The organism is Salinivibrio sp. PR919 (assembly GCF_001995355.1).
Classification (GTDB): Bacteria; Pseudomonadota; Gammaproteobacteria; order Enterobacterales; family Vibrionaceae; genus Salinivibrio; species Salinivibrio proteolyticus.
On sequence record NZ_MUFL01000045.1, the window covers coordinates 16,218 to 28,092 of the forward strand.

Here is an 11,875-nt window from a genome sequence, read left to right on the forward strand (position 1 = left end):
TGGTTAAAACTTATTTTTGGTCAGCAGGTACAGGAAGTAACTCCCGCCAACAAAGTTGATAATGACGCTGACAGTGGTTTCAAAGCCAAACCACTGCTCAACAACAAACTGACCGGTTAGCAACAAGAACACGGCCAAAATACTGGTAGCGATAATCAAGAAACGGTGCTGATAGCTGATGAACATTTGTCGCGCAAGGCTAACCACAATCAAGCCAAAAAATAGCACTGGGCCGACAAGCGCGGTTGAGACTGCAATCATCACCGCGATGATCATCATCACTTTAAGGGTAAGGCGACGAATATCGACGCCAAGACTAATCGCGTTGTCTTCTCCTAGCCAGCACACATCCAACTGATTGGCATAGCGATATAGCGCGAGCAAGCACAATGCGAGCACCGGAACACTCATATACACCAAATCACGGTTCGCATTGTTAAAGCTTGCGAACATCGCATCTTGCAGCACCGCAAACTCACTCGGGTCGACCAGCAAAGTAAAAAACTGACTGATGCTGCCAAACACACTCCCCAGCACGATACCAATCAAGAGTAAGGTGTAAATGTTCGCGCGTCGGCGTCGAAAATACAGCGTAAATAAAACCGTGGCGCTAATCGTCATTAAGATCACGCATACCACAAAATTTAAGTACGGATTAATCAGCAATACGCTGGATGCGCCAAACACCACCAATAAGGTTGTTTGCAACAACATGTACAAGCTATCGAAGCCAAGAATCGACGGTGTAAGAATGCGATTATTGGTAATGGTTTGGAACACTAACGATGACGCCGAAATAGCCACTGCTGCGAGGGCGATCGCCAATACTTTCGGGGTACGACGCGAAAGAAAATAAGCGTAGTTATCCGCAGTAAGGCCATGACCCAAAAAGTATCCAGCGACGGCCAAGGCACCAAGAAGAACAAGAGAGAGTTTAACCACATCACGCATTGGCTTTATCCCTCATGACTAAATAAATAAAGACCGCGCCCCCAAGGATGGAAATGATCATCGCGATCGGCACTTCGTAAGGGAAAATCAACACTCGACCTAAAATGTCACAGCTCAACACCAGCACAACGCCCCAGAATGCAGTCCATGGCAGGTTGCGTTTAATGTTATCGCCCATAAATAAGGACACCACGTTGGGAACAATCAGACCCAAGAAAGGGATCACCCCGACAATCATCACCACAGCCGAAGACAAAAGCGCTACGACCATCACGCCAAACAACACCACTTTTTGGTAGTCCAAGCCAATATTTTTAGCGAAGCTTTCGCCAATACTGGCGGCGCTGAATTGGCTGGCATAGGCGTAAGCAATGGCACAAACAGGCACAGCGACAAATAAGATTTCGTAGTTACCCGACAGCACGGAGGAAAAGTTAGCGACCGTCCACGCCTGCAAGGTCTGAATCAGGTCGTATTTGTAAGCAAGAAACTGAGTGAGCGAAGACACCACGTTGCCGTACATGATGCCAATCAGTGGCACCAGTACCGTATTTTTAAATTTGAGGCGCTGCAGAAAACGAACGAATAACCATGTGCCCGCCATGGCGGTCCCGACAATCATGGCCAAGTCCAGCCACTGGCTCGCGCCGGCAAATACCACCAGCGTCAACACATAACCCAGCAACGCACAATCAATGGTGCCGGTGGTATCAGGTGAGGCAAATCGGTTTTGACAAATCTGCTGCATGATTAAGCCGGCAACACTGAGGCCGGCACCCGCCAAACAGATGGCCAATAATCGCGGAATTCGACTGGTGGTAAAAATGGTCCACGCTTGCGCATCGCCTGCGAGTAGATTTTCAATCGATACGTGCGCCACCCCTATCGAAATCGATAACAGCGCAAGAATCACGAGGACGGGTATAGAAAGGTATTTCACAACACAACTACCGTTGAGACGCTTACAATCACAAAGACCCGGGGAATGCCCGGGTCAATATTAGCCAGTTATTTAGCGGTTAGAGAACGCGATTTACATCGTCGATCATCTTATCCATCGCCGTCATGCCCGCCATGGTGATGTACCACGCCGTTGGGTCTAGATAGCTAATGCGATTATTCTGGTGGGCTGGCGTTTTGTTAACGAGTGGATTATCAAAGCGCGCTTTCGCTTTTCCTACACCTTCCCCGATGGCTTGCTCACGGTCTAGCACGAGCAGTACATCCGGATTGGCATCGGCAATATACTCGAAAGAAATCAAGTTGCCATGAGAGCCGGCGACCTCTACATCGTCGCTTTTCGCAGGTTTTAGGCCGAGCTCATCAAACACCATACCAAAGCGGCTTTTCTCGCCGAACATTGCCACTTTGCTACCGTTGCTCATCACCATCAACGCATTAAAGTTATCCGCAGCGGCTTTGTTACGTGTGCTAGCAATTTTGGCATCCATCTTTGCGATGATTGCTTCCACTTTGTCTTGTTTGTCGAAGACTTGACCTAGCATACGCCAGTTTTTCTGCACGCTCTGCCAGTATTGGTTGTAGTCTGCTTGGAACATAATCGTCGGGGCGATTTCTTCCAACTCTTTCATCAGGGAGGCCATACGTGCTTCAGCAATAATCAGGTCCGGCTTGGCCATGAAAATAGCCTCATAGTCCGGCTCTTTTACCGTACCCACGGCGACGTACTTTTCATCTTGGTACTTGTCCGCAAGATAGTCGGGCATCAGWGACTTGACCACACCCACAGGCTCAACACCAATACGATCTAACACGTCTAAGCTACCTTGGCCCAACACGACCACACGTTGTGGCACACCATCTATCTCGATTGTTCCCATCGCATGCTCAATGGTTTTTGCCGCGACTTGGCTACCAAATAGTAAAGATGTCGTTAAGATAACAAGTTGAAAAATTGAACGAAAAGCTCGCATCGCTAGTTCCTCATCAAGGTTGATGGCAGCATGCTAGCGCAATTAAAAAACGAAGTCACGAATAGAAGTGAGAATCGTTCATATTTATAATTATATTGATATTGCGCAAGATAAGAGACATCAATCTGTGTTTGCTATCCGAGCAGCGATCAACAGCAAAAGTGACTCAGTGAAGGCTGATGCCTACCTTGATCTGGCGCAAAAGAACTGTTTTTGTTTGCGCCACTATCCCCTCACACACCATCGAAAATGCCTACGTGATCACACGCCATGCTCTGAATGACCAAAAAGCAAGCGATTGCATCGACACTATCAACATATTTGGTAACCATTAGGGGGTATTCGCGGTAATATGCAGATAGTTGTGATCGGGATCGCGCGTTACTAGGGCGTTGTTACATACACTGAGTCCATCTCATCCGGCGCTAGAGCAAAGACAATAAAGACAGTTAGAACTGTCGCAAAATCGGCACCGACATGAGTTTGACTGCATCTAATAAGTTGTTTGAGGGTTACAATGAACGAGATTTTACTTGCGGTCGTCGCTGGTGCCATCGTTGGCTTTTTCTTCAGCGCGATCAAGCTACCACTGCCTGCTCCCCCAGTACTATCGGGGATCATGGGCATTGTTGGTATCTACCTTGGCGGCATGGCCTATCAGGCCGTGATCGAACGCTTTTTCTCTTAACTTAAGATAATTGGAGCACATTATGGCTACCCCACATATCAATGCCGCAGATGGCGCCTTTGCTGAAACCGTCCTGATGCCAGGTGATCCACTTCGTGCGCAATACATTGCCGAGAACTTCTTGGAAAACGCAGAGCGTGTCACTGACGTACGTAACATGTTTGGCTACACCGGCACCTACAAAGGGAAAAAAGTGTCAGTGATGGGCCACGGTATGGGTATTCCATCTTGCTCAATCTACGTGCATGAGCTGATCAAAGACTACGGCGTGAAGAATATCATTCGCGTTGGTAGCTGTGGCGCTGTGAAAGACGATGTAAAACTGATGGATGTGATTGTTGCACAAGGTGCATCAACCGACTCTAAAGTGAACCGCACGCGTTTCGCGAACCACGATTTTGCTGCGATCTCTGACTTCCACCTACTGGAAACTGCCGTGGGTGAAGCGCGTAAACAAAACGTTTCTGTTCGTGTGGGTAACGTCTTCTCTGCGGACTTGTTCTACAGCCCAGAAGCGGATCTGTTCAACACCATGGACAAGCTTGGCATCCTTGCGGTTGATATGGAAGCGGCAGGCATCTACGGTGTGGCCGCTGAGCTGGGCGCGCGCGCACTGACCATTTTGACTGTGTCTGACCACATCATCCGTGGTGAAGCCTTGAGCTCAGACGAGCGTCAGAAATCATTTAACGAAATGATGACTGTATCGCTTGAAACAGCGATCAACCTGTAAGTGTTGATCGGAGGAAACGTGTCTAGCGGCAAACTGCCCCCAGCTGCCGGTGACTTGCAGCTGAACTTTTGTAAAACGCTCACTTGCCCAAATTTTGGGTCCACTGATGAGCAGCATTACTTGGTTCAGCACACCAATCCGGCACGCCCAACCTTGGTATGCCGCGAGTGTGGTGCGTTTCCTCCATTGCTTAACAACCATCAAGTGCATGCAGAGCTGATCACTCAGCGCCAACTGCATGCCGATGGTTTATGCGCCTGCACCAACCCAGATTGCGAGCACCTGGGCAAACCCGTACTCACCCACCGAGCCTGCTACCATGCGTTTGGCTACAGCGGTGATAAACAACGCTATCGCTGTAAAGGGTGTCAAAGCACCTTCGTCGATCGCTGGTCGGGGGTGAATAAAAAAAGTGAGTTACAGCAAAAGTTGTTGGCTTACCTTTTCACAGGCCACACGGTGCGAGAGATTTGCCGCCGTCTAACGCTAAACCCCAAAACCTTTTACGATCATCTCAACCATATCGCCGCTCGCTGTCGGCAAAAACTTGCAGCTTATGATACGCGCTTTTTAGGCGAAACCACCCAAGGCCATCTTGCCAGCGTACACGCGCCCTTGCAGCCACACAGTCAAAATGGCGTGCAATGGCTCGCTACGGGGGAAGCACATAGCGGTTATGTGTTGCTGCAAGACGTGAATTATCATTCGTACGATCACCCAGTGGTCAATGCTCAGCACGATCCCTATCAAGATCATTGTCGATTTATCGCCAGTGCGCCTGATGTCGACCGAAGCGAAATACTCGCGACACCCGAGGGATTACTCGGTCGCGTGGATGCAAAATATCGCGCGGTTTTCGCCCGCTCGAATGTGGAAGACCCGTATACCCAGCCACTACATTTTATCTATCCCAACCGTGGCACCTTGATACGTCCACAGTACACAACCTATGCCCACTACCTAAACCTCAAGCCATTATTGGCGCATTGGCAAAACATTGTGGTGTTTTCACCGCAAGAGCCTTTGCTCCGCTCCGCCTGCTTATCAGTCTTTGAAGCTGACATTCGGGATAAACGTGTCAGTCATGTATACGTTGAACAGGACGCATACTGGCAACCCGGTGCAGAGCCTGAGAAAATCGATATCGTATTACTCAGTTGGTGGCGCGATCGCTGGGCGTTTACGCGCAGTGGTGAAGGCACAAAAGCCATTTGCGATCATGGCCAAGCAAAAGGTAAAGAAGCCTACTGGTTAACCCATGCTAGCTGCGATACATTGAAGAAATATCAGCAACATTTTCATCAGCAATTTGCGCTGTTAGTCAATGAGCCTCGTCGACGTTTACGTCCCGGCGGCCTACTTCCCCTGCTTGATATTTACCGCGCGTGGCACAATTTGTGTTGGCAAGACAAGCAGCATCAAACACCGGCTCAGCACCTTGGTTTGACCGACCGACCGCTGACGTTGGCCGATTTGCTCCTTTAACCGCGGTTTCCTTTCCATTCCCTTGATAAATAGAACTGTGTGACTTGACGCGTATCGCTTTTTGTTGCCTAAATAAGGCTGTGATTTGTTTGCAGGGTGTTTTATTTGGATATTCAACTTCTTCGTACCTTTATCGAGGTCAGTAAAACACGTCATTTTGGCCACGCGGCCGATAATCTCTATTTGACGCAATCGGCAGTTAGTTTTCGAATTCGTCAGCTCGAAACCCAACTCGGTGCCCCTTTATTCATTCGTCAACGCGGGAATGTTCGGCTCACAAGTGCCGGAGAACGCATGCTGCCTTATGCGGAAACCTTGTTACAGACGTGGCAACGGGCTCAGCAAGATGTCACCTTGACGCAAGCCGCCAACGAGCAGCTCACTATTGGCGCGTCCCCAACACTTTGGGAATTAGAAGGGGTCAGTGACTGGATTAATCGTATATGTGCCAATCAACCTGATTGGGTGATCCGCGCTGAAGCTACGCCTCGACAAATGCTGGCGCGTCAATTGATTGAAAAGCGCATTGATGCCGGTCTGACGTCTGAATTACCCAAACTCGAAGGATTGCACTCCCATCACCTCGGCGATTATCAATTGCAATTGGTCAGCCACCTGCCCGATGTGACCATGGCAGATATCCAAGACTTAGCGATCGTCTATTTGGATTGGGGAACCCGCTTTGCTGTCGAGCAAAGTCGTATTGAGGCATTGCAACGTCCACCCGTCCTCCACACTCAATCATGTCACCTTGCGCTTAATTATTTACTCACCCACGGCGGCATAGCATTTCTACCGTCTCTGGCTATTCAACCATACATCGACCGTGGACAACTGCATCTGGTAGGCACCAGCCCAGCATTGGTTCATCAGCTTTATCTTGTCTGGTTAGATGGCAGCGATAAATCACATTTAATCAATGATTTACAAAACTCTACTGGCCAGCTTATCCCAGAGTAAAAAAAACACGTTTGCAATGATAATTTCACTAGTCGGCGGTGAATTTTTGGGCTATCTTAACCTTTAAGGGTGACGCGCGCGTTGCCTGAATATCCGGCTGCACACACAGCCACGTAAATACATTAGCGTTAGGAAAGCACCACCATGGCACAGTGGGATCAATGGTTAAAACATGGCTCTCAACACAAAGAGAAGTTCAAGTCCCGACACCACGATTATTTTGATGACGAGGCACCACGCGGTAAAAAAGGTAAGAAACGTCAGCAGAATAAGTCACGCCGTCAACAACACGATGATGGCTTTTTCGGAGATGACCGTTGACAAACAGTCGCTAGCCCCCAAACAGATTGCATGACACGGTGGTCACACCGCCCTGCAGCAACAAAACGGGTTGAGGCGCATAGCGAGATAGCACACGCACAGCTAAATAGAATACAAGTAAAAGGGCAACGTCTTTCGGCGTTGCCCTTTTGTGTACTGCAAGTCACAACGGCCATCAATGGCGTACTGAAGGATATGTATTACGCCGTTGCCGCCTCCCAATTGGCCTGATGAGCAGTGACCTGAGCTCGGGCTGATTTCCAACGCGTATCAAGCTGCAAATCTACCCAGTTGATCGTTTTTGCTACACGCAATTGGCTGGCCGCGGGGACATCGGTGATAGGCAAGGTATCGAGAACGGCAACCGCGCTATCCCGGTCGTTACAGACCAACACCATATCACAGCCTGCTTCCAAGGCTGCGCGGGCGCGAGCCGGTGCATCGCCTAATACATGTGCCCCACCCATACTGAGATCATCAGAGAAAATCAGTCCTTTAAAGCCCAGCTGCTGGCGCAAGATCTGGGTCAACCAGAACGCGGACGCACTGGCGGGCCGCGCATCATGATGTGGATACACCACATGAGCCGGCATCATGGCATCCAGTAAGCCTTCCTCGATGAACGCTTTGAAGATGGCGAAATCCGACGAGTGCAACATCTCACGCGGATCATTCGGCGTCACCAGATGGGAGTCTTCCTGTACCCCTCCGTGACCCGGAAAATGCTTGCCCGTACTGGCCATACCCACCGTACGCATTCCTTGGGTGAAGGCGCGCGCATAACGAATAGCCTCCGCGGAATTGTCACCAAAGGCGCGATCTTTAATCGCTGCGCAGGCAAATCCTAAGTCCAATACTGGTGCAAAGCTTAAATCAATCCCATGCGCGATAAGCTCGGCGGCCATCAACCATCCGGCTTGCTCGGCAACGCTGACATCCGCCTTGAGGGCCCCATAAGACTGCGCCGCAGGAATACGCGTGAACGGCGCTTTAAAACGCTGTACACGCCCCCCTTCYTGATCGACACCAATCAGAATGTCGCGCCCCGCTGCTGCACGGATCTCCGTAGTGAGCGCCTGCAATTGCTCACTGTCATGATAATTGCATGCAAACAGGATGACACCGCCCACGCTAGGGTGCGCTAAGATCTCTTTTTCTTCACTGTCGATACGCTCTGCGTGAACATCCAACCATACTGGCCCCATCATATCTCCTTCATTCTGTTGTCAACCGACTGCCACGCAGGCACGTTATAGTGGCGCAAAGGCATTACCGGAACGTGAATGACTTGGCAATTGAAAACTTTATGACGTATTCATGCTGTGCGTCTGCCACGCTGACAGCCATTATCACAACAGAATAATCAAGCACTTTGCCTAGATTCGCAATCTGTTTATACTCGTGCCATGAAAAGGGAGTTCGATAAAGTAGCGCCCTATCAGGGATCCCCTAATCTGTCCGCGCAGGGTGTCAATAACGCCCAGTGGTTGCGCAATTTGTGCATTGATAAGGAACACACATGCCTCAACCCGCAGCAGATATATACATCGGTGTGATGTCTGGCACCAGTTTAGATAACATTGATGTCGTGGCAGTACGCTTTACACAAGCTGGGCACGTTGAGCCCATTGCGCGCCATAGTGAAGCCATGCCGCAAGACATTAAAGCAACCGTGATCAGTTTAAGTCGCGGCCATCCAGTTGCAATCACTGCGATTGGGCAGTTAGATCGCCGCCTTGGCGAGTGCTACGCCAATGCCATCAACACCTTGCTAGAAATCGCAAGCTTGCGCCCCAAACATGTCGCTGCAATCGGTTGTCACGGACAAACTGTGTATCACCAACCCAGTGGTGATTATCCGTTTACCATGCAACTGGGTGACGCCAATGTGATCGCAGCGCGAACAGGCATTACCACGGTTGCCGACTTTCGCCGCAAAGATATGGCATTTGGCGGCCAAGGCGCGCCACTCGTACCCGCATTCCATAACGATTTATTTTCCGATGCCAAGCAGCCAACCGCAGTGGTCAATATTGGCGGTATTGCCAATGTCTCCATGATATGTCCCGACCAACCCWTATACGGTTATGACACGGGGCCGGGAAATATGCTTATGGACGCGTGGATACAACGTCATAAAGGTCAAGCTTATGATAAAGACGGCGCCTGGGCTGCCAGCTGCTCCGCCTACCAGCCATTACTACAGCGTTTGCTCTCTGACCCTTATTTTTCACGCCCCGCGCCAAAAAGCACTGGGCGAGAATACTTCAACCTTGACTGGCTGGATCGCCACTTACTGGCGTTTTCACTCTCCCCGTCACAGGTGCAAGCCACACTACTTGCACTGACGGCACAAAGCATTGCCATGGCGATACAGCCTCATGAGCAAGGTCGCGTGTTTATCTGTGGTGGCGGCGCACACAACCAAGCGTTGATGGCAGCACTGCAGGCGGCGCTGCCTCAGTGGCATATTGCGCGCTCAGATGACGTGGGGATCAGTTGCGACGACATGGAAGCCATCGCGTTTGCATGGTTAGCCCGCCAAACCCTCTATAATCAGCCGGGCAACGTGCCCGCTGTCACCGGTGCTAGTCAGGCCTGCTGTTTGGGTGCCATTTATTTGCCCTTTTAGAAGGGGTATGAAGGAAATAGAGTGAGGCTTATCCGGCTGTATATGGTTAGCCGGATGAGCTTAAGCGACCTTGCCGTAAAATAGTGACAGGTTGGACATTGTCCATACGCTGAACATAAGCCTGATACTGATTGAACGGTAAGGGACGCGAGTAGTAAAAGCCTTGGCCAACATCCACGCCATAGCGTCGCAATAGCGCTTCCGCTTCTTCACACTCCACCCCTTCAGCAACCACCATGACCCCAAGTGAGCGCGCCATATCTGTCGTCGCACGTACAATGCTTTGATGGCGACCACTTTGGGGTAAATTGCGTACAAAGCTGCGGTCAATTTTCAACTCAGTAAATGGCAGCTGTGAGAGAAAATACAGCGATGAATAGCCGGTGCCGTAGTCATCAATCGATACCTCAATACCACTAGCCGACAGCTCACTGATCAAACGCTTCAGCCAATCGTAGTCTTCAACCATCACCGATTCAGTTAGTTCAAGAGAAACCAGATTCGTTGGTACATCGTATTGGCTTGCCAGATCAACCACTCGCGCCGCTAAGTTCGGGATATAAATGTCGGACGCACTGATATTGATGGACAGGCGCCGACAGTGACCGCTAGCAATTAACTGTTGCTGCTGTTGGAAAGCACGTCGAATCACCCATAAGGTCAAGTTGTTGATAATACCCACATCCTCAGCCATGCGCACAAAGACATCGGGGGAAATCTGCCCAAAGCGTGGATGCATCCAGCGTGCGAGTACTTCAGAACCATGAATGGAGCCTGTTCGTAAATCAATTTGAGGCTGGTGATAGAGTTCCAGCCCATCGTTTTCAATTGCCTCACGCAGATCTGCTACTAACGAAACATGAAGCTCGTGATACTTGTGTTCGTGGTTGTTAAAGTGGGTATATCCTCCGAGCACGGAACGATGTTGCTGCRGTGCTTGCATGGCGCGATTGATCAACAGGCTTGGGTGCGCGCCATCAGACGGATAATGACACACGCCGATTCGCGCATTGATGTGGGTAATAAAAGACCCGATGGCAAGTTCACCGTTAAGTCCCTCAATGACGGACTCTAAAATATGGTTACATGTCTCTAAGTCCGCCTCCTGAATCAAGAAGGTAAATACCCCCTCTTTGAGGCATCCGAGTTGTTGGAAAGGGGTGTCTGATTCCGTATCAATCTGATAAATCTGTTCAACATCCAAGGCTTCTAGAATTCGATCAACGATCGTATTGATATACGACTGGCGCGTATCTTCATCAAGGTAGGGCAATAGATTATTGTAGTTGTCAATGGTTACACAACATAGGTTAAAGCTAATATTACGAGCAATGAGCTCATTGATCGCAATGTGAACCACATTGGTATTAGGCAAGCCGCTTAATTTATCATGCGTTAAGGAGTCCATGGCGTTCATTCGCTGGAACCGGAAACGCTCGGCTAAGGCAACCGAAAACAACATCATGGTGAGGCCCATGGAAAGCATCAACGCATAACGGCTCATTAAGGTGTATTCGCTGTAGCCGAGCAGCAGCGCATAAAACGCTAATCCACCCGCCATTGCAGGTAGCCACGACAACCCAAATAACAGCAACCAAAATTTACCCGGTTGCCACTGTTYGATTAAAAAATAGATGACTAACCCATAAATCGGCACTTGAGACAGTAACACTAACGACGCGGAAATATACGGTGGAGTGATAAATGTAAGCAGCGCCAAGCCAGCTAAAGCACCTGTCGCCATCAAGAACATGGAACGGACACGTTGGTAGCCGCGACTGCGCTCAAAATCGAGGAAGAAGTAGGTGAACCACAGCGCAATGGTCAGCAAGCATACAGCAAATGCTAGGATATGGTTACTGACAAAAACTTGGGCCCAATCCGGTAAAAAATAGCGACTGAAACCATGATTAGCGCTAATCAAAACCGTCGCCATCAATGTGTTTAAAACATAAATCAAGTACACACGCTGTCGGCTGTAAACGTAAACTCCAACGCTATAAAGCGTGACTAACAACATAAAAGTGATAAAACCGCCCCACAAAAGATGAATAGCTTTGGCGAGTTGGTCGTAGGCTTGATGTGACATCACCCAAAGTGGCATGGTTGGCATATCACTCGATGTCACTTTGATTAGCAATGTATTCGCTTTATCAGGTAGGAGCGTGACC

General features: G+C 49.6%; 11 protein-coding genes. 6 read left to right on the forward strand and 5 right to left on the reverse strand.

Features of this window, described 5'->3' with window-relative positions:
- Positions 1–3: 3 nt before the first annotated feature.
- From BZG83_RS09960 to BZG83_RS09970, 3 genes are all read right to left on the reverse strand, one after another.
- Positions 4–951 (reverse strand): iron chelate uptake ABC transporter family permease subunit, encoded by a 948-nt coding sequence (locus tag BZG83_RS09960; protein WP_077480346.1) that lies wholly within the window; start codon positions 949–951, stop codon positions 4–6.
- The gene (locus tag BZG83_RS09965; RefSeq protein WP_069586726.1) at positions 944–1,891 is read right to left on the reverse strand and encodes an ABC transporter permease; all 948 of its coding nucleotides are present in this window, start codon (positions 1,889–1,891) and stop codon (positions 944–946) included. The genes BZG83_RS09960 and BZG83_RS09965 overlap by 8 nt, the downstream gene beginning before the upstream one ends.
- A gap of 79 nt (positions 1,892–1,970) precedes the next feature.
- Positions 1,971–2,885, reverse strand: a complete 915-nt coding sequence (locus BZG83_RS09970; RefSeq protein ID WP_205907452.1) for a siderophore ABC transporter substrate-binding protein — start codon at positions 2,883–2,885, stop codon at positions 1,971–1,973.
- Between the two features lie 517 nt (positions 2,886–3,402).
- Between BZG83_RS09970 and BZG83_RS09975 the strand changes: the two genes are divergently transcribed.
- From BZG83_RS09975 to BZG83_RS16725, 5 genes are all read left to right on the forward strand, one after another.
- A complete protein-coding gene (locus tag BZG83_RS09975) occupies positions 3,403–3,573 on the forward strand; it encodes a XapX domain-containing protein (protein WP_069586728.1) in 171 nt (56 codons plus the stop codon).
- Positions 3,574–3,595: 22 nt separating this feature from the next.
- Positions 3,596–4,306, forward strand: coding sequence for a purine-nucleoside phosphorylase (gene deoD, locus BZG83_RS09980; RefSeq protein WP_069586729.1), 711 nt, complete (start codon positions 3,596–3,598; stop codon positions 4,304–4,306).
- Positions 4,307–4,324: 18 nt separating this feature from the next.
- Complete coding sequence (locus tag BZG83_RS09985) at positions 4,325–5,791, forward strand: lactate dehydrogenase (RefSeq protein WP_077480350.1); 1,467 nt, start codon at positions 4,325–4,327, stop codon at positions 5,789–5,791.
- 105 nt (positions 5,792–5,896) lie between these two features.
- Complete coding sequence (gene hdfR, locus BZG83_RS09990) at positions 5,897–6,751, forward strand: HTH-type transcriptional regulator HdfR (protein ID WP_077480351.1); 855 nt, start codon at positions 5,897–5,899, stop codon at positions 6,749–6,751.
- 144 nt (positions 6,752–6,895) lie between these two features.
- Complete coding sequence (locus tag BZG83_RS16725) at positions 6,896–7,072, forward strand: hypothetical protein (RefSeq protein WP_157893189.1); 177 nt, start codon at positions 6,896–6,898, stop codon at positions 7,070–7,072.
- Positions 7,073–7,272: 200 nt separating this feature from the next.
- Here BZG83_RS16725 and nagZ read toward each other — a convergent pair whose 3' ends face one another.
- The gene (gene nagZ / locus BZG83_RS09995) at positions 7,273–8,277 is read right to left on the reverse strand and encodes a beta-N-acetylhexosaminidase (RefSeq protein WP_077480347.1); all 1,005 of its coding nucleotides are present in this window, start codon (positions 8,275–8,277) and stop codon (positions 7,273–7,275) included.
- Positions 8,278–8,591: 314 nt separating this feature from the next.
- Between nagZ and BZG83_RS10000 the strand changes: the two genes are divergently transcribed.
- Positions 8,592–9,704 (forward strand): anhydro-N-acetylmuramic acid kinase, encoded by a 1,113-nt coding sequence (locus BZG83_RS10000; RefSeq protein ID WP_077480348.1) that lies wholly within the window; start codon positions 8,592–8,594, stop codon positions 9,702–9,704.
- Positions 9,705–9,750: 46 nt separating this feature from the next.
- On the opposite strand, the gene BZG83_RS10005 is transcribed toward BZG83_RS10000, so the two are convergent.
- Positions 9,751–11,875, reverse strand: a 2,125-nt coding sequence (locus tag BZG83_RS10005; RefSeq protein ID WP_131825074.1) for a putative bifunctional diguanylate cyclase/phosphodiesterase, incomplete at its 5' end; no start/stop codon positions are given.